The following is an 18,551-nucleotide window of genomic DNA, read 5'->3' as shown; positions in this document are numbered from 1 at the left end:
GGAATAACCTGTTCACGCTGCTGGGGTTTTTTCTCTCCGCCGCCGAACACCGATGTTAATCCCTGCATCACGTCCATGCTCTTCACTTCGGGGTATTTCACGACAGCCGATTCCCAGCGGTTCTTCACGTTCGGGTCGATGGGCGCCGTTGCAGTCTCAAAGGGCAGGATCATCTCGAGTTCCGGACGGTTCTGGGCCTCGCGCAGGGTCTCCCGGTCAAAGGTCCCGAACATGGCTATCTGACGCTCATAGCGCCGCATAATGGGCTGTTCCTTGCCCGGGCGGTAACTCAACTTGAAGTAGAGCGGTTTCTCGTCGAGAAGCTTGAAGGTGCCGGGCAGCATCGCCACGCGCCAGCCGTCGTAATCGTAATACCGGGTTGAATCACAGTATCCTTGGGACCGTGTCTTCTCGTCATCGACCATGAACTTGATGTCGGCCGTCACCGACAGGCGGTCCATGACGAAGCAGAAGACGACATACAGATTGTCCCCGGGGGGAAGGGTACCCGGTTTGTCCATGGGAATCGAATTCGCCAGGGCGAATCGGTAGAGGGATTCAAAGGAACTCATGATCTTCTTCGTGTTCCTGGGAATTTTATTCCCCGGCACGACCAGGGCAACGACCTGCGGTTCATCGGGAAAGACGGGCGCGACACCGCAGCGGGAAATGGTCACCCCCGATCCCTCGACGCGGTACGTGGCATCAAAGAGGAGGATCGTCCGGCGTCCCAGATGGTCCTGAAAATCAAGGGATCCGGCAAGGCTCATGGACTGGTAAAATTCCGTTGAGGGACCATACTCGATGATCTTGTGCTGCGCGAGCAGGAAATTTGAGGGAACAAGGTCGTTCCAGGGCTTTTCAATGGCCCGTTCCATCCTGACGCCGGCAACCTTCTGAGGGTCTTCTCCGTACGCGGAAACACCGACGGCCGCAGAAACCAGCTTGATATCAGCCGGAATCGACTGGTTCGGCAGGTAGATCGACCGCGCCTCGACCTTTTCCGAGCTTCCGGCGATGGGCGCCGTGAGCGCCTGCATCTGCTCCTTGCAGCCGGTAAGAGGAAACAGGAGGATCCCCATCAGTATCGCCACACATATATAATTAATGTTTCTTTTCATTGTGTTACCTCCTGTCTGTCATCAGGCGTCTATGGGGGCCATGGGGGCGAAACCGAGATTGGGAGTCCCTCCCCCCGTGGTTCCCTCAAGGGCCTGGTCACCAAGTCCCTTCCCAGTCCCCGCCTTCTGGATGAGATCGATCGTCCCGAAAGCAGGATTCATGTTGATAGCCTGGTCGATGACACCTTTTCCCACGCCGGTGGTCAGCCCGTCGGCAGCGGCATCGGTCTGGCTCTTTCCTTCTTCAAGGCTCTTGTCATATTGTTCGGCACCCGCCATAAGGGCACCCGTTACAAGGGCCGCCGCACCATAGGCCGCAGCGGTTGCCTTGGCTCCTGCAATGGTAATGCCGACAGCGGCCGCCGCCGCCGGCGCCATGGCGATCAGACCCGCGACGGCGCCGATAAAAGCCATGGTGGCGATGGCAATTTTCGCATTTACCTTGACGAAACTGCAGACGCTGCCCATGACACCATAGGCCGACGCCATGGCGCTGTGAAGCCTGGCTGTCAGCGAGTGATATTTCTGGCTCATCCATTGCGACAGGGCCTGTGAAATGTCCTTGTTGGGTGACTTGTAGGTGAGGGCTTCCGTACCGCCGGCGACTTCACTTTCCGGATTCTCATAGTCATCAGGAATGTCAAAGGGCAGATCGTCGGGCGGCGTAAACGTTAAAGGCGGCCCCCCGACACCGGCACCGGCACTCGCCAGGTCCTTCGTGTCACCACCACCGCCGTCACCGCCACCACCGCCATAGGCATACACCTGCACCGGCAGCGTCACGACGCACACGATAAGGACCAATGAAATCAACTTCTTACATACTATCCACATACATTGTACCTCCTTGTATGACCTCATGATCATGAATTGAAAAGAGGGATTATGCATAAATCGGAAGAAAAATCATCAGAAAAATATCACGGAAGAATTTCACAGGGAATGACGGATGCGGGCACGGTCATTTCCGCTCGATAACCGTTTCGAGCAGGGACAGGGCCTTCTTTATGTCATCTTTTGTAATGCCGTAATGGGTGACGGCCCGAAAACGGGCCGGGCCGAGATTAAGGAGAAGGAGGCCCCGCTTCGCCGTTTCCGCGAGAAAGTCGTCATCGGACAGCCCTTCATTCTCCAGGGTGAAGAAGACGATATTCGTCCTCACCTGGTCAACGGCAACGGAGAAGCCCGGAATACCGGCGATGCCCTCAGCGAGCAGGCGCGCGTTTTCGTGGTCCTCGGCCAGCCGTTCCGTCATTTCACGGAGAGCGACCATGCCGGGCGCCGCCAGTATCCCCGTCTGGCGCATGCCTCCGCCGATCGCCTTTCTAAGCCGGCGTGCCTCATTAATGAATTTATGAGAACCGCATACAACGGAACCGACAGGCGCCGAAAGGCCCTTGGACAGGCAGAAACTGACGGAATCGACACCGCGGGCAAGCTCGCGGGCGGGAACGTTGAGGGCCACGGCGGCATTGAATATACGGGCACCGTCGAGATGCACCTTCAGGCCGTAAGAGCGGGCGAGGCCGATCACGGCACCGGTGTATTCGGCCGTCAGGGGGGCTCCGTTACACCGGTTGTGGGTATTTTCAAGGCAGATCAGCCGGGTGCGGGGGTAATGGATGTTGTCCCCCCGAACGGCCCCTTCAATGTCCTTCAGGGCCATTGTCCCATCCGCGTTGTTCGGCACCAGATGCGGCATGATGCCTCCCAGGGCGGACATGCCTCCCGCCTCGTAATGAAATATGTGTGCCTCGTCACCAAGGATCACTTCATCTCCCCGGCCGCAATGGGTCAGGAGGGACACCAGGTTTCCCATGGTGCCGCTGGCGACCAGCATGGCCGATTCCATGCCGAGCGTCTCCGCCGCCAGTTCTTCGAACCTTCTTGTGGTCGGGTCCTCGCCGAACACATCATCTCCCAGGTCGGCCTTCATGATGGCGTCCATCATGACCGGTGTGGGCATCGTCACCGTATCGCTTCGCAGGTCTATTGCCTTCATGTCGTCTTTCGTTCCGTCCGTTGTTCTTTCAATTCAGTACGGTTCCCCCGCCGCCGTATCGCCGTCTTCTATCCTGTCCCTGAACAACCAGTACACCCACCCCTGATACACGAGGACCAGGGGGACAAAGATGCAGACGACCACGAGCATCGTCTTCAGGGTCAGCGGGCTCGACGCGGCTTCATATAACGTGATGCCGAACCGTTCGTCAAGGGTCGACCGCAGGATGTAGGGATAGAGACCGGCGATGCCGAAAAAGGTGGCCGCCACGATGAAGATCGCGGAAGAAAACCAGGCCTTCCACCACGAACGGCGGCTGATGAATATCCGGGCGGCCAGGAGCGCTGCGATGGCGGCCCCGGGGATCAGGAAGAGGACCGGCATATTCACATAATTAACGTAGAGGTCCGTTCTGAACCCTGAAAGAATGAGAAAGAGCAGTGCCGCCAGGGTCACCGCCGTCCAGGAAGACACGGCCGCCACGATGGCCCGGCTCCTCAATTTTCCGTCCGATTTTATCACCAGCCAGAGCGAGCCGTGGAACATGAAGGCAATGAGGAAGAAAGCGCCGCCCGATACACCGTACAGGTTGAACAGCGCGAGCAGTGAACCCTGAAACAGGCCGTCCTCGTTCAGGGGGATCCCCCGGAAGAGGTTCGCGAAGATGAGACCGAAGAGAAAGGCCGCCGCGAAACTGCTCGCCCAGAGGCAGGCATCCCAGAAGGCACGCCAGGCGCTCGCCTCAAGCTGCCCCCGGAACTCGACGGCGACGGCGCGAATGATAAGCGCAAAGAGCACGCACAGGAGCGGGGCATAGAGGGAACTGAACATGACGGCATAGGCCGTGGGAAATGCGGCGAAGGTCACTCCCCCGGCGGCGACCAGCCAGACCTCGTTTCCGTCCCAGAAGGGCCCCATGGCACGGTAGAGCGCGCGCGTTTCCTTATCTCTTTTCGAGGTGACGGGAAGCAGGATACCCAGTCCCAGGTCGAACCCGTCAAGCATGAAATAGACGGCCCAGAGCAACCCCCACAGAAAGAACCACAGCGTTTCAAGCATGGCTGGACACCTCCTTTCGCGCATCTTCCGCCGGTCCTTTACGAATGATCCGGAGCATCATGGCGAAGGCCCCGACGCCGACCAGGGAATAAACGATGATGAATGCCCACAGGGATACCGCCACGTGCCCGGCCGCAATGGGCGAAACGGCGTCGGCCGTTTTCATCAGGCCGTACACGATCCAGGGCTGTCTTCCCACTTCCGTCACGGTCCAGCCCGCAAGGCAGACGATATAGGGAAGCGGAACGGCATAGACCAGGATCCTGAGAAATGTCCTGCTCTCGGAAAGCCTGTTGCGCCGGAGCCAGCCATACAGCGTGAGCAGGACAAAGAGCCCTCCCAGGACGACCATGAACCTGAACGAATAAAAAACGGGGGCCACGGGAGGCCGCAGCTCTTTCGGTATATCGTTGAGCCCCGTCACCACGGCGTCGGGCCGGTGGTGGGCGAGGAGGCTCATGACCCCCGGAACGCGTCCGAATTCGAGGACATTGCCTTCATTGTCCATGCCGGGAACAGCCAGCAGGTAGAGCGGCGCGTAGGCCTGGGTTTCCCAGAGGGATTCGAGGGCCGCCAGCTTCGCCGGTTGTTTTTCAGCCAGGTCGGCACCGTGCATGTGACCTTCGGCGACAACGAAGATCGAGAAGATCAGGGAAAAATAAAGCCCGATCCTGAACGACTTTTCGAAGAGAAGGCGGTGACTGTTCCGAAGCAGGTGGAAGGCGCTGACGCCCATGACGAAAAACCCCGCCACCACGTAAGATGCCGAAGTGGCATGGAGAAAGGTAAGCACGGAATAGCTCTGGGTCACGATATCGAGCAGGTTTGCCAACTCGGCCCTGCCGTTCCGCAGGACATATCCCACGGGGTGTTGCATCCAGGAATTGGCCACGAGTATCCAGAGGGCCGACAGGGTCGAGGCAAAGGCCACGAGCCAGATGGCCGCCACGTGGGCCTTCGGTGAAAGTCTTTTCCAGCCGAATATCCAGACGGCGAGAAACACCGATTCCAGGAAAAATGCCGCTGTCGCTTCGATCGCCAGCAGGGGCCCGAATACATCACCCACGTACTGTGAGTAACGGGACCAGTTCGTACCGAACTGGAATTCCAGGGTGATGCCCGTCACCACTCCCACCACGAAGTTAATGACAAAGATCTTTCCCCAGAATTTCGTCATCCGCAGGTAATCGGTATCGCCGCTCCTGACGTAGATGGTCTCCATGATGGCGATAATGATGGACAACCCCAGAGTCAGGGGGACAAAAAGAAAATGAAAATAGGTGGCGGCGGCGAACTGAATCCGCGAGAGTATCAGGACATCCATGTCACGACCCTCCTTTCACGATTCCCCGGATCACGTCCGGCATGACACGCGGCATGTGTGATCGCCGGAACAATATTGCCCGAAAACGCGGACGCTGTCAATCTCCCAGAGAGGGCGGGCACATGCGTTCCCGGGATCACCCGGAGCGGGCCGTTGACGGTATTCACAATGTTCAGTGATTATTTCTTTTTCTCGATACCGCTTCCGAGAATGTTCCAGACAGTCTCGTAGGTACTTTCCCGGTCGAAGGCTTCGTCTTCATAAATGAGATAGGAGATATATTCCGACATCCCCATCAGCATAAATCCCACGAGGGTGCTGTTAAGGTCACGTATGGCGCCCTGCTCGATCCCCCGCTGCACATCATGACTGATCGGGTCGATGATCTGGTGCATGACCTGTTTCAGTTTTTCCGCGAGGGGTCCCCGTTTTCCGACGGCGGCACCTCTTATGAGGTTCATCATGTCCTGCCACTGGGGATAGGAACGGTAAAAGGCAAGACCCCGTTTTTTGAGTCGTTCGATCATATCCTTCTCATTCTTGATTTCCTGCCAGACATCATCATACATGGCAAAAAATATCTTATCGGCGCATTCGATGAACAGCTCTTCCTTGTTGTCGAAATTGAGATAAAAGGTCCCCCTGCCGACCCGGGCCCTGTCAACAATATCGGTAATGCTGGTATTCTCGTATCCCTTTTCACGGAACAGGCTGATCGCCGCCTTGATGATCTCTTCGCGGCGGTTCGTTCTGGCGGCACCCTGCTGGCCGCTCAGGGTTTCCTTCTCTATCTTTTCCATCATCTTTTTCACAAAACGGAGGGGGAGTTTCTCTCCATCCTGGATCTCCTTGATCAATTCGAGTTGCTTGACGTGACCTTCGTCATAGTATGCCATGGTCTTCCCCGTCCTGACCGGAGGGTTGATAAGTCCTTCCCTGAGATAGTAACGGATGGTCGAGGCGGAGACACCCGTTAATTCCGATAATTCCGATATCTTCATAAAGGATGTGTTTTTCATCATCATGTCCTTCTATTTTTCATGATCTTGGAGTCTATACCGCATGGAGGGAGACCTGTCAAAATCGGATCCGGTGAGTGCTGTCAGGCCCGCTTCCCGAGCACTATTCCATCCTTCATGTACCACTCCATGCACGCATCGTAGCCGAACCTGTGAATCGGGCAGACCTTCAAACACAGACCGCAACCTTCGTATTTGATAAAAAACGGATAGCAGCGGCTGTCGTTGATCTTTCGCTTGTTCACGCCTCGCCACCAGAAGCGCTCTTCCGGAATGGCCCCGCCGGGACAGGCCCTGATGCACAGCCGGCAATCATCACAGAAGTCCGCCATGTTCAGGTTTACCGGTTCATCGAGCTCGATATCGGCATTGATGCTGATCATGCACCATCTCACCCGGGGCCCGAATTCCCGGGTGATAACCACTCCGTTCGCCCCCAGTTCACCGAGACCCGCCATCACCGCATGGGGCGGGTACTTTACTCCCCCGTCAAAAGGTGCTCGAACGAAGCATCTATATCCTCTGCTTCTGATAAAACGGGCCACGTCAAAAACAAGCCTTCCCGATCTCACGTATATCTCGAAATCAAAGAGCCTCTTTCCGGGAGAAGGGACCTCATCAAGAAGTTCCCTGTCCATTTCCATTCCCAGAACAAGCGCTGTGTCATAGGGAAACAGACGGTCATCACCTTCGGCAATGAACCGGCGGTCGATCTTTGTGAAGCCGCAGATGTATCCCCGCTCCCGGGCATATTCCGCGATCTCCTTTTTCAGGTCCGTCAGGTTGGACTGCCTGTTCCGAGAAACCGGGTTCATTCCCGGGTGCTGCATCACGTTCATCATGACAAGCGACCGGATGACGCCCCAGCCGTATTCAATGAGCTTGCCCCGCCGCGCCAGTTTGGGAATCTCCACCTTTGTCACAAGGTGGAATTTGGCCATCGGCCGGATCAGTTCCAGCAGTGGTTGCGTTTCGGAAGCCATGTCAAGAACGTCAGGATCCACGGAGATCGTCGCAAGATTGTCAGTAATGGCCTTTCCGAAATTGGGTCTCCTGAATTCAACGGTCTGTTTTGAAATGTTATACCTGCGCAGTTTCATGGTAATCGGCAATTTAAAACGTGAGCAAGTCAACGCCACCGGTAACCGGGATCGCGGCCCCCGTGATATAGCCGGACATCCCGGAAGCAAGGAAGGCCACTACAGAAGCGACTTCCTCGGGCTCCCCCAGGCGTTTCATTGCAATTCGATCTTTAAACCGTTCCTTCATATCAGGTTTCTGAAGCTTCACCGCCTCGGTGCCGATCAATCCCGGCAGGACCGCATTGACGGTCACCCCGTGCCGCGCGCCTTCCAGGGCGAGAGACCGCGTCAGGCCGACCAGTCCGGCCTTGGAGGCACCGTAGCTCGGCTGCGCGTATGCACCCATCTGTCCAGCTATTGATGAAACCGTGATAATCCTCCCCCATTTCTTCTTCATCATACCGGGCCAGACCGCTTTGATGCAGTTGAAGGCCCCCGTCAGATTGATCCGGATATCCCGCTCCCAGAGTTCCAGGTCCTGGGCTTCCAGAAAACCGAAGTTGTCCATCACCGCGGCGTTGTTCACAAGGATATCGACCTCACCCAGTGAATCCGATATCTCACCGACGACCTGCTCTATCTCATCGCGCCTGGTCACATCCATTTTGAAGGCACAGGCCTGCCCCCCCGCCGCTGTTATTTCGTCGGCCGTCGCCTTTGTCCTCACGACGTGCGTCCCGGCAAAATACCCGGCCAGAAGGCCATATTTTGCTGCCTCATGGGTATCTATTTTTTCAGTTTCCACCAGCAGGTCCGTGACAGCAACACGGGCACCGGCCCGACCAAGGGTAAGCGCAATCGAACGGCCCAGCCCGCGCGAGGCACCGGTGACCAGGGCAACATGCCCTGTCAGGTCGATCGCAAGCTTCTCATTCATAGCGCCCCCACTCTTCAGCGGCTTCCGTCATGGCCATGACGTTCCCGGGTTTCGCGTTTGCCGGCAGAGAACAGCCCGAGCTGAGGATGAACCCTCCCCCGGCACCGATGCTCTCGATCAGGCGGCGTATGCAAGTCCTGATCACCGTTTATGGAGAAGGATCGTACCCACGTTGCAACTTTCCTTCAAATCGATTTCAATAATCTTCTTCTCCAATTCCGCACTTTCCACGCTGATTTTATACAAACCGCTGTCAGGTTCGAGTTTATCGAACTTAAAATCGCCAAATTTATCAGTTTTCGTCACAGACAGCTTTTCTCCATTATGATAAAGGGCCACTGATGCCCCTTCGACACAATCTTCAATACCGTCATGTTTCAGCGCAATACTGCCGGCAATAAAACATTTAAAGTAGCGGTAGAGATTCTTATAGTATACGCGAGGTTTTGTTTGATATTCAGGATGAAGGACTTCCAGCCTCTCGTCCTGTATGACCTTCTCCATTTCTGAATCTTCAACATGAAGCATTCTCAGCGCTCCTGTCGGACAAGCCTGGACGCATCTTGATTTTTGCCATCCATCATCGAGAAGATGAGCACAAAAAGTGCACTTCTGAGGTATTTCCTTTTCGTCATTCCACCAGATAGCGCCATAGGGGCAACTCTTTACAAGATCCTTCTGTCCCTTCGATTGTATGGGGTCAATGATGACGATACCATCATTTCTCTTATACACCGCATTATCCGCCGCATTCTTTATACACGGCGCATTGTCGCAGTGCATGCATGGTATGGGCAGATAGGCGACATCAATTAATGGGAATTGGCCTCTTTCCTTGCGCATAATATTGATCCAGCGGTGTATATGTGTGGGCTGAGAAGAGGAGTGGGGAGGAAAATCATTGTCTACATGCTCATCCTTACAGGCCAGAAAACAACAATTGCAATCTTCACAATTTTTAACATCGATGATCATATTCCATTTTTTCATTCTACATTCCTCCCCACTTTTCGATCTGAACAAGGTTGGAATTTGCTGCGCATGAGCTTGATCTTGAGATAATGGGTCTCTTGGGCGTGAGAAGGTTGACACAGCCTCCTCGGTCAGGAGATGTCCCCGGCTCGCCTATTGGATCATATATTGCCGAGGATGAGTAAGAATGAACCGTGCCTTTCGGAAGCCGCTCCGTGACTTGTGTTGCACAGATCACCACCCCGCGGTCGTTGAATACTTTTACCAAATCATTGTTTCTGATGTCTCTCTCCTTTGCATCTCCCGTGTTCATCCGGACAATCCAATAGTAATAACCGTCGATCAAAACCCGGTGGTCTTTGACATCGTTCACGCAACTGCTCTTGCCGTCATTCATCGTGTTGAAGGTGTAGCGTGCATGCGGGGTTAGCATCTGCAGAGGATATTTTCGCAAAAGATCGGTCGTATGATGGCCCTCCCAGGAGGGGATATACTTACTCATCGGCGGTCTCTCGGGATCATCGGGGTCATATCTTTTCAAGGTCGTGGCGACAAATTCTATCTTCCCCGACGGTGTCTGCAGGCCCTCATTGGCCATGCCGTCTTTCATGTCCGCCGGTAGCGGCCCGAGCTTATATGTATCATTATTTCTTCCTTCGGCGAACCACCGGTAACCGGGTTTTTGTTTCAGTTCTTCCTTCGGCGCGGGAACCACAAAATAGCCTTTTTTCATGAAGTCTTTCCAGGAGATGTGTTTTGGCAGGTCCGTGGCATCAAACGTCTTTTTCACCCAGTCCAATTCGGTGCACCCCTCTGAATAATATCCTGCGAGGTTAAGCCTCTTAGACAACTCATAAAATATTTCGTAATCCGATCTCGACTCTCCCAGGGGTTCTATACACTTATGCTGCAACGTTATAACGCGGTGGTTCAGCTGTGATTGTGCACCGAAACCATATCCTCCCGGATTTGCCGCCTCGCTGATGTCCCACCTCTCAAAGTTCGTACAGGCAGGCAGGATGATATCTGCAAACGTGGCCTCGCCTTCCAGCCAGATGGACTGGTTCACGACACATTCCACTTCGTCGGTCCTGTATGCCTTTACGTAACGATTTGATTCAGGCATGGTCCCGATGAAGGACCCGCCATACCTGTAGTACATTTTAACCTTCGAATAACCCGGGTGCGGATACTCAAAGGTCTGGAACTGGTGTTCAACGTGTTGTGATTCCATTATGTTGCCATAGCCCTTGGTTTTTCCCTCAAGGATCGCTTCCGGCACATTGATTCTCGGCACCATCTGCCTGGCATAGGGGTTCATGGACGGCAACTGGGGCATCCTTTGGTACATGTTGATCGCCAATCCGGTCCGTGCGAGGTCTCCGGAGAACCCGCCTTCCGTGTAGCCGGGGAAGTAGAACGTAAGGTCGACCGGTGTGGTCGCCTGCATGTTCCCCAGGCCGACTCCCTCTTTTCCCAGGCCCCGCATGGCCAACAGATAGACCATGGAACGGGCCCATTCAATTCCTGTCGCCGACCTGCACGCTCCGCCCAAAGTACAACCAAACCCCCCAACACCCAGGAAGGTCTTCTTTGACGCCCATTCTCTTGCCAGCGCCCTCACATCTTTTGCGGGGACATTCGTCTCTTTCTCCTGCCATTCAGGGGTTTTGGGTATGCCGTCTTCCTTGCCTAAAACATAATCTTTCCATTCATCAAATCCTGTTGTCCGGGTTTTCACATATTCCTTGTCATAGAGGTCTTCGGTGATCCAGACATAGGCAATGGCCAATGACAGCGCGTTCCCGTAATCCGGCCGCGGCGCCATCCACTTGCCTCCAAGCAATGCGGCTGTATGGTTATAAAAAGGATCGATATGGACAAATTTAACCCCAAGATCTCTGAGCCAGAGACGACGGATGGTCCCTTCCATGCCACCGTAGGCCCCGTTTGTGGATTCCGGATCGCTCGACCAGAAGATCATCATCTCGCAGTGTTTCAACGCTTCCTCAACGCACCCTGAGGGATCGCCCGCCCCAAGCAGAAAACTGCCGCCCCAGTGATGCATGGCGCCCCAGTACCATCCTTCCCAACTGTCGACATTCTGCAGGACAAAGGTATGGCCGATCATATTCATGAACCTTCGCTGCGCACTCATGTAATAGCCGTTATTCCCGAATGAATGGTGCGAGCCGGTGCTCTGCATGATGGCGCCCGGGCCGTGCTCTCTCTTGACCCGTTTGATTTCGCCAACAACGATATCAAGGGCCTCGTCCCAACTGATCCTTTCGTAGCCCGACACCCCCCTGTTCTTACAGTTGCGTTCACCGTTGGGATCGAAATCGACACGCTTCAAGGGATAGAGCAGCCTGTCAGGAGAATAGACCTGTGATTTAAAATTGAATCCATAGGGAGAAAGGGTAGATATGCGCGGTGGTGTAAACTCCTTGCCCCTGGCTTTTACCGTCCAGGAATCAGCGTCAGTGTTATCAAATTCTATGGGAGTGATGCGCAGGATTTTTCCATCTTTCACATAGACGAACACCGGGCCGGCAATGGTGCCATTGGTGTATCGCATGACGCCATTGCCCATATCGACGCCATAGTGCTGGTACAGGCCGATATTTACCATCAGATTGGTCAACCGGGTGAACCACATAGTTAATTCATCGGGCCCTTCCGGAACAATTTTGAAGTTCTTCATCGCGTTTAACTGGTCCAATGGCGTGTGCATGGGCATCATCAGCTTGGCGGCTGTTTCGGCATCATAAAATATCAACGTGGCATCGGGATGAGGATGAATGCCGTTTTTTGAACTGACGTTCCCATTATTAAATATGAAATATCTGCCCTGCGACTTATCTTTGAGCCTTATCTGAATGCAGCAATTCTTTTGTTTCATCAGTTCTTTTAATTGCGCATATCGACGAGCTTTGAATCGCAACATTTTCTCCAAACCAATAAGTATTGCGGAGAATGACATCTTTGCTATCTTTGACTCTTGTGTTTTCATAGCCACATCCTTAAACTGATTTCCGATATTGATACGATGTCGGAAGGTCCGCACTCCCTGTGATCGGAATTGCAGCACCGGTGATCGGGGCAACACGCCCCGTCAGGTCGATCACAAGTTTCTCATTCATAGCGCCCCCACTTTTCAACGGCCTCAGTCATGGCCATGACGTTCCCGGATTTCGCGTTCGCCGGCAGAGAACAGCCCGAGCTGAGGATGAACCCTCCCCCGGCGCCGACACTCTCGATCAGGCGGCGGCAATACCGGCGAACTTCTTCCGCCGAACCCAGGGCGGTCAGCTCCGCGGGTACGTCACCCTTGATGGCCATCGTGTCTCCCAGGATGTTCTTTGCCTCGAATATATCGGTGCAGCCGTCCAGTTCAATGAAGCACCGAGCGCGGGGAAATCTTCGGAAATAGTGCAAGAACGGGGTCCAGTCGCAATCACAGTGAAGTATCGGCATGATACCGGCATCCAGAAGGGATCGGACCAGGTATTCCAGGTCGGGAAGGACCATTTCTTCAAAAAGCGGCGCGCTGAGAAACGAGGCAGCCGATCGGCTCAATCCGATAAACACCCGCCTGATCCCGATCTGATCGACGGCGTTCATGGCAAGTTCCACCATGTCGCGGCAATAGCGCCGGCCTGCTTCCTTCATTACCCCGGGCCGTTCCCGCAGGTCGGCCATGGCCCTTTCCAACCCTCGTGCCAGGCTGAAATACTCGTAGGAAGGACCGGGCAGGATAAATCCCGATTCCGGAACGATACCCGCTTCACACACCCGGGCCGCGGCTTCAACACCGTGCCTCCCGGCGCTGTCAAGTGAGATCAACGCTGATTCCAGCGTCATCTCCGGGTATATCCGCGTGGCGATCGCCTCGATGAACGGATAGATCCCCTCCGAGACAAGAATGTCATAATCCGCGTCCTCCATGAAGCCCCGCTCGTCGAACTGGTGCGCCGCATCGGCCGGGAGATCGCGACCGGGGAACAGGAGGCGGGCAGGCACGCCGACCTGCAGGAGCGGCGTGTTCACCAGGTCTGCAAGATAGGTCATGTCCCACCGGTGGCTGGTCGCCGTTCTGATGACGGCGTTTATCCGTTCTTCCGGGTCACTCATAAGGACGGCATTCGATATTCCCGTGAAGGTCGCCGCCCAATGGTCAAGGATCGGCGAGAGAGGCACGCGGTCCGGCTGTTCCAGCGCCAGAACGGCATCAATACGCTCAAAGGAATTCATCACTCGACATCCTTCGTTGCACCGTAGACGCGGTGAGCGATCGCAACGGCGTCAACCGGCGTGCGGCCGAAATGATCGGCGCCTGCATACTTTTTCACTCCCTCGCCGGCAGAACCGCCACCGATCATGACGGAAAGCGACCGCCGGGGCTCCATAGTTTTCAAGGCCCGCACCGTATCCCGCAGCGGCTCATAGGATGTTGCCAGAAGAATGCTGATCCCCACGAGCGATACTTCGGGAGAATCAGCAGCCCTGACAAATTCATCAGGGGAAACATCAACGCCAAGGTCTATTACCGCATAGCCGGCACAGGAAAGCACGGTGCCGACGATGTTTTTCCCCATGTCGTGTATATCGCCCCGAACAGTCCCCAGGACAACCGTACCCCGTGGTAACGGAGACCTCCCGCGGGCACCGGCGGCATCGACGAGGGCCCGTGCCTTTCGGGTGATATCCCCCGCGGCCGCCAGGTGAAAGAGCGCGTATTCCCTCCGCCGGTACCGTTCCATGACCTCATCAAATCCTTTTGACAGGCCTTCGATGAGAGGGGTACTATTCCCGTTACCGGATAGGCATTCATTCACAAGACGCAGCACTTCCTTTTCATCAAGGTTTGCAAGTGAACGGGGCAGTCCCGAAAGTGTCATGGAAATACCTTTCCGTTATTTCACCCTTCGCTTTGAACTGTCGATGCCCAGGAGTCCCGCCAGGTTGGCGCCGAATATCTTCCGCCTGTCCTCATCAGTGATCGGCTGATATCCATAGGATAACTGCATGTCCTCGGGTATCTGGAAATCCCGGAGTCCCATGACGCCACCTCTTATCTGCGCGGCGAATCCCGCGTAATCGGTTCCCCAGGTGATCTTGTCCGGCCCAACCCAGCGCATCGCTTCGCCGAGTATCTTCGCAAACTTCCGGGGTGCCGTCGCCGCCCATGGAATGAGGAGACTCAGGCAGACGTATACGTTGGGATGCTGCATGGCGATCATGTTGAGGTCGTCGCAATAGGGATACCCCATGTGGAAGGCGTTTATCTTGAGCTCCGGGAAATCGCGCGCCACGTCATCGAGCTGCACAGGCAGGGCGTACTTGCTCTTGCCCGGCGGCACCCAGCAGAATCCCGTGTGGATATCAAGGACGATGCCGAATTCCTCGGCCTTTTCATAGACAGGCCATATGTCGGGGTCATTCATATACGTATCCTCGGGCGGATAGAACTTGAATATCTTCGCGCCCTTTTCCTTTACCCAGTAAGTGAGCTCATCGATCGTGTTCTTTACACCCCGGTGCTTGATGGGAGAGATGTTGGGCTGGTACATGAACCGGTCGGGGTTCGTCTCCACGATTTTCGCCATCTGCCCGTTCGTCACCCAGCGCGTGGAAAAGCCTGTGGAGTCCATCATCGACTCGGGAAGCAGGCAGGCAATATCGACACCATACTTGTCCATGGCCCACAGGATACTTTCCGGATTCGGGTCCTTGAGCATCTCCCGTTCTTCCATGCCCTTAATGAACGGTTCGAGCAACGAAAAAGGCGCGCCAAGCATGAGCGGCCTCCTGATATTTTCGATGGCGCGCCACCACATCTGGACACCGGGGAAATAGTTGATATGCTCCATGTCACCGATGAGATGGCACTCCGGGTCTATTTTGAAGTAACCGTCTTTCTTGAAATCATCCGCCATGGTTCGCTCCTTTCATTTTCTCTGATCAGACACCTGATCCTTAATCCTCTTAATCCATTAATCCGCTAATCCGTTAATCCTTCCCTTACCGCGGCGTCCTTCCCTGGAGCGGCCGCCAGCTCTTTTCGATAAAGGTCAGCTCTTTCTTCCACCACGGCCGGTCAATGGCCGGCATGGGAACACGGACTATGCCTTCGGGCAGGATCGGTTCATCTTTCCTCCAGGGACCGATCTTGTATTCGTCAAGGACATATTCACGCCCAAGATTCGGGTTATTGGGGCAGGCGGGGGTAATCCCGCTCAGGCAGCGCATGAGGCAGGTGTTGCAGCGTGAGCACCTGACGATTTCCTTGACCTTTCCGGCCGCGAGCTTGTTGGGGTATTCCGGGTCGCAGAAGAGCTGCCGGCCCAGGGCCTGGATATCGTATTTACCCTCGGCAATGTTCTTTTCGATCTTGTTAGGATCATGCTGAGAGGCCACGATCACCGGGATCTTGAGGGCCTTCTTGAAGGCCTGGCCATGTTCGGGAATATGCTTCGAACGGTCCATGTCGGTAATGAGATGCCCTCCCTCTTCATAGCCGGCGCCGTCAGAGAGGGAGATATAATCGATCCCCCTCGCTTCGAGGTCCTTTGCCACATCGATCATCTCATCCTCCGTCAGTCCTCCCTTCATATGCTCTTCCGCGCTGATCCGGACTCCCACCGCCACACCCGGACAAGCATAACGGATCTGCTCGGCGATCTCCAGAAGGAAACGCTTGCGGTTGCGCCATTCCCCGCCATAGAGATCCGTGCGCTTGTTGGAAAGCGGTGACAGGAATTGGTGCTCGATATAGCCGTGCGGGGCATGGATCTCGATGACATCGAAGCCGGCGATGACTGCCAGCTGGCAGCTCTGGGCAAATTCCTTCTGCTCGCTCTGGATCTCGGAAATCGTCATCTCCCGTGTCATCTGCCCAACCATGAATGATTTGGCATATTCGATCATGCGCCAGGCATCTACGACATGGTCGGTGGCCTTTTCGGCAGTTATTTCATAGGGCAAACCTGCCGTAGGCGCGGGAGCCAGCTTGTGGTGATCGTACGAATGGCCCTGCCGGCCGAAGCCGATGGTCATCTGGATAGCGGCCTTGGACCCGAAGTAATGGATGCGTTCGGTGAGCATGCCAAGTCCCTGCAGATGACCCATATGGAAGAGATAGAGGTTCCGGCCCCATACGAATTCGGACGCCAGACGTGTTCCCATGACCGCGCCCGTGCAGACAAGAGAAGTGCCCCCCTTCGCCCGTGCTGCATAGTACGAGAGCATCTGCTCCGTTGCCTCGCCGTTCACCCCGGACATCGTTTCGTTCATCGGTGCAAGGGCGATGCGGTTCTTCAATTCGATCGGGCCGAGCTTGATAGGGCTGAAAATATGGGTGAATGTTCCTTCCTTCTTGACTGCTTTCCCTGTTCCTTTTGCCATTTTCGTTCCTCCTGTTTTCGATCTATTATCAATGATCCACAAACGTTCCTTTTGTTTCATGCATGGTGTGCTTCACGCCCCTGTTCGCTCCCACACCGGGGATACCGCCCGCTAACTGATCACCCTGCCTTTCCCTTCCCAGAACTTCTGTTTGATCTCTTTCTTCATGATCTTGCCGACGATGGTCTTGGGAATATCATCCCAGAAGGCCACCGCCTTGGGACATTTATAACCCGCCAGGGTTTTCCTGCAGTGCTCGATGATCTCTTCTTCCGCAGCCTTCTCTCCCGGCTTGAGCACCACCACGGCCTGGACGATCTCTCCCCACTTTTCGCTGGGAGAGGAGACGACCGCGCACTCCTTCACCGCGGGATGGGCATAGATGACATCCTCCACTTCCTTGGGATACACGTTCTCGCCGCCGGAGATGATCATGTCCGCCTTACGGTCCGTCATGTAAATGTATCCGTCCTCATCCATGTAGCCCATGTCGCCGGTATGGTACCAGCCTCCCTTCAGGACCTCGGCGGTGAGTTCCGGGTTTTTCCAGTAGCCCATCATGATGTGTTTTCCCCGGGCGCAGATCTCTCCCTTCTCGCCGGGAGCGAGGGTGCGGTCATCGTCATCCACGATCTTCGCTTCCGCGCATATTGCCGGCTGTCCGGCGCTCAGGAGATATTTTGATCTTTCCCCCTCGAGATGATGATCCCGCCAGTCCAGCATGGCGATCGCCGCACCTGCCGTCTCGGTCGCTCCGTATCCCTGCGCGAACTTGTTGCCGAATTTCCGGATGCATTTTTTCAGGACTTCCACGGGGAACGGGCTCCCCGCATAGGTAAGAAGCCGGAGGCTCGAAAGGTCGTACTTCTCAACATTGGGATAATCCACCATCCATCCGTAGATGGTGGGCACGAGATTCATGTGCGTGCATTTCTCGTCCTGGATAAGTTGAAAGATCGCGTCGAGATCGGGACGGCGGTTGATGCACGCCTTTCCCCCGGCGATCATCACCGCCAGAATGGGCCACCAGGACACGTGAAAGATCGGCAGGACGAAACAGGTGGCATCTTCCTGGGTAAATCCCATTGCAAGCGCCGACGCGATGCCGGAGATCATGACGTTGCGGTGGGAGAGCATGACACCCTTGGGGAGCCCGGTAGTACCGCCCGTGTACATGAGAACGGCGAGGTCGTCTTCCTGAACATCATACACATCAACGTCAGGTTCCGCCTCGGGCGATCCCGCCAGAAGCGTTTCATAGTCGAGAAAACCGTCAACAGGATTATCGAAACTGATCCAGTTCCCTATGCCGGTGAAGCGTCCCTTGAGCCCGGCCAGCCTTTCTTCGTATCCGTCGCCGACCACAAGTACCGTCGCCTCGCTGTCATTGACGATATACGTGATCTCGTCGTCGCCGAGGCGCACGTTGAGCGGGGTGACGCTCATGCCGATCTTTGCCGCCCCGAAGTAAGCCTCCAGGTACTTCGAGCAATTGTCGGCCATCACGGCAAGCCGGTCTCCCTTTCTACAGCCGAGGGAAATGAGGACATGGGAAAAACGGTTTACCCGCCGGTTGAACTCTCCATAGGTACATCGCTTTCCCTCAAAGACGATGGCCGTGTTGTCGCGGAACATGATCGCCCCGACCCGCGGAATGTCTCTTAATGTGTACATTCGATCTTCCTCTC

Annotated in this window: 16 protein-coding genes; all 16 read right to left on the bottom strand. The window is 55.3% G+C overall.

Going from position 1 to position 18,551, the window contains the following annotated elements:
- Positions 1 to 1,121: hypothetical protein (locus JXO48_03135; protein MBN2282863.1), on the bottom strand; the 1,121-nt coding region annotated here is incomplete at its 3' end.
- Positions 1,122 to 1,142: 21 nt separating this feature from the next.
- Complete coding sequence (locus tag JXO48_03130; protein ID MBN2282862.1) at positions 1,143 to 1,955, bottom strand: hypothetical protein; 813 nt, start codon at positions 1,953 to 1,955, stop codon at positions 1,143 to 1,145.
- Between the two features lie 127 nt (positions 1,956 to 2,082).
- Positions 2,083 to 3,123: a low-specificity L-threonine aldolase gene (gene ltaE / locus JXO48_03125; GenBank protein MBN2282861.1), complete on the bottom strand. Its 1,041-nt coding sequence runs from the start codon at positions 3,121 to 3,123 to the stop codon at positions 2,083 to 2,085.
- Between the two features lie 33 nt (positions 3,124 to 3,156).
- Positions 3,157 to 4,182 (bottom strand): cytochrome d ubiquinol oxidase subunit II, encoded by a 1,026-nt coding sequence (cydB, locus tag JXO48_03120; GenBank protein ID MBN2282860.1) that lies wholly within the window; start codon positions 4,180 to 4,182, stop codon positions 3,157 to 3,159.
- Positions 4,175 to 5,506, bottom strand: coding sequence for a cytochrome ubiquinol oxidase subunit I (locus JXO48_03115; protein MBN2282859.1), 1,332 nt, complete (start codon positions 5,504 to 5,506; stop codon positions 4,175 to 4,177). Before JXO48_03115 ends, cydB begins: the two co-directional genes overlap by 8 nt.
- Before the next feature lie 179 nt (positions 5,507 to 5,685).
- On the bottom strand, positions 5,686 to 6,531 hold the full coding sequence (locus JXO48_03110) for a MerR family transcriptional regulator (protein MBN2282858.1): 846 nt from the start codon (positions 6,529 to 6,531) through the stop codon (positions 5,686 to 5,688).
- A 77-nt stretch (positions 6,532 to 6,608) separates the two neighbouring features.
- Positions 6,609 to 7,625 (bottom strand): hypothetical protein, encoded by a 1,017-nt coding sequence (locus JXO48_03105; protein MBN2282857.1) that lies wholly within the window; start codon positions 7,623 to 7,625, stop codon positions 6,609 to 6,611.
- Between the two features lie 13 nt (positions 7,626 to 7,638).
- Positions 7,639 to 8,466: a 3-oxoacyl-ACP reductase FabG gene (locus JXO48_03100; GenBank protein MBN2282856.1), complete on the bottom strand. Its 828-nt coding sequence runs from the start codon at positions 8,464 to 8,466 to the stop codon at positions 7,639 to 7,641.
- A gap of 10 nt (positions 8,467 to 8,476) precedes the next feature.
- Positions 8,477 to 8,629 carry a hypothetical protein gene (locus tag JXO48_03095; protein ID MBN2282855.1) on the bottom strand — a complete coding sequence of 51 codons (153 nt, stop codon included), beginning with the start codon at positions 8,627 to 8,629 and terminating at the stop codon, positions 8,477 to 8,479.
- On the bottom strand, positions 8,626 to 9,474 hold the full coding sequence (locus JXO48_03090; GenBank protein MBN2282854.1) for an oxidoreductase: 849 nt from the start codon (positions 9,472 to 9,474) through the stop codon (positions 8,626 to 8,628). Before JXO48_03090 ends, JXO48_03095 begins: the two co-directional genes overlap by 4 nt.
- Before the next feature lies 1 nt (position 9,475).
- Positions 9,476 to 12,439, bottom strand: a complete 2,964-nt coding sequence (locus JXO48_03085; protein MBN2282853.1) for a molybdopterin-dependent oxidoreductase — start codon at positions 12,437 to 12,439, stop codon at positions 9,476 to 9,478.
- A 152-nt stretch (positions 12,440 to 12,591) separates the two neighbouring features.
- Entirely contained in the window at positions 12,592 to 13,710 is a 1,119-nt protein-coding gene (locus JXO48_03080) for a hypothetical protein (protein MBN2282852.1), read from the bottom strand.
- Positions 13,710 to 14,357, bottom strand: coding sequence for a cobalamin-dependent protein (locus JXO48_03075; protein ID MBN2282851.1), 648 nt, complete (start codon positions 14,355 to 14,357; stop codon positions 13,710 to 13,712). The genes JXO48_03080 and JXO48_03075 overlap by 1 nt, the downstream gene beginning before the upstream one ends.
- Positions 14,358 to 14,372: 15 nt before the next feature.
- Positions 14,373 to 15,395: an amidohydrolase gene (locus tag JXO48_03070; protein MBN2282850.1), complete on the bottom strand. Its 1,023-nt coding sequence runs from the start codon at positions 15,393 to 15,395 to the stop codon at positions 14,373 to 14,375.
- A gap of 85 nt (positions 15,396 to 15,480) precedes the next feature.
- On the bottom strand, positions 15,481 to 16,863 hold the full coding sequence (locus tag JXO48_03065) for an NADH:flavin oxidoreductase (protein MBN2282849.1): 1,383 nt from the start codon (positions 16,861 to 16,863) through the stop codon (positions 15,481 to 15,483).
- Positions 16,864 to 16,974: 111 nt separating this feature from the next.
- Positions 16,975 to 18,537, bottom strand: coding sequence for a long-chain-fatty-acid--CoA ligase (locus JXO48_03060; protein MBN2282848.1), 1,563 nt, complete (start codon positions 18,535 to 18,537; stop codon positions 16,975 to 16,977).
- Positions 18,538 to 18,551: the final 14 nt, after the last annotated feature.

Source organism: Deltaproteobacteria bacterium, assembly GCA_016933965.1.
In the GTDB taxonomy this organism is placed as follows: domain Bacteria; phylum Desulfobacterota; class Syntrophia; order Syntrophales; family UBA2210; genus JAFGTS01.
The sequence above is the reverse complement of the archived record's forward strand: the minus strand, read 5'-3'. Positions and strand labels throughout refer to the sequence as shown.

Excerpts from the sequence above, each read along its gene's own strand:
- JXO48_03090 (MBN2282854.1), bottom strand. The coding sequence starts at position 9,474 with ATGAAAAAATGGAATATGATCATCGATGTTAAAAATTGTGAAGATTGC.
- JXO48_03105 (MBN2282857.1), bottom strand. The coding sequence starts at position 7,625 with ATGAAACTGCGCAGGTATAACATTTCAAAACAGACCGTTGAATTCAGG.
- JXO48_03085 (MBN2282853.1), bottom strand. The coding sequence starts at position 12,439 with ATGTCATTCTCCGCAATACTTATTGGTTTGGAGAAAATGTTGCGATTC.
- JXO48_03060 (MBN2282848.1), bottom strand. The coding sequence starts at position 18,537 with ATGTACACATTAAGAGACATTCCGCGGGTCGGGGCGATCATGTTCCGC.
- JXO48_03110 (MBN2282858.1), bottom strand. The coding sequence starts at position 6,531 with ATGATGATGAAAAACACATCCTTTATGAAGATATCGGAATTATCGGAA.
- JXO48_03080 (MBN2282852.1), bottom strand. The coding sequence starts at position 13,710 with ATGAATTCCTTTGAGCGTATTGATGCCGTTCTGGCGCTGGAACAGCCG.
- cydB (MBN2282860.1), bottom strand. The coding sequence starts at position 4,182 with ATGCTTGAAACGCTGTGGTTCTTTCTGTGGGGGTTGCTCTGGGCCGTC.
- JXO48_03075 (MBN2282851.1), bottom strand. The coding sequence starts at position 14,357 with ATGACACTTTCGGGACTGCCCCGTTCACTTGCAAACCTTGATGAAAAG.
- ltaE (MBN2282861.1), bottom strand. The coding sequence starts at position 3,123 with ATGAAGGCAATAGACCTGCGAAGCGATACGGTGACGATGCCCACACCG.
- JXO48_03130 (MBN2282862.1), bottom strand. The coding sequence starts at position 1,955 with ATGTGGATAGTATGTAAGAAGTTGATTTCATTGGTCCTTATCGTGTGC.
- JXO48_03070 (MBN2282850.1), bottom strand. The coding sequence starts at position 15,395 with ATGGCGGATGATTTCAAGAAAGACGGTTACTTCAAAATAGACCCGGAG.
- JXO48_03065 (MBN2282849.1), bottom strand. The coding sequence starts at position 16,863 with ATGGCAAAAGGAACAGGGAAAGCAGTCAAGAAGGAAGGAACATTCACC.
- JXO48_03115 (MBN2282859.1), bottom strand. The coding sequence starts at position 5,506 with ATGGATGTCCTGATACTCTCGCGGATTCAGTTCGCCGCCGCCACCTAT.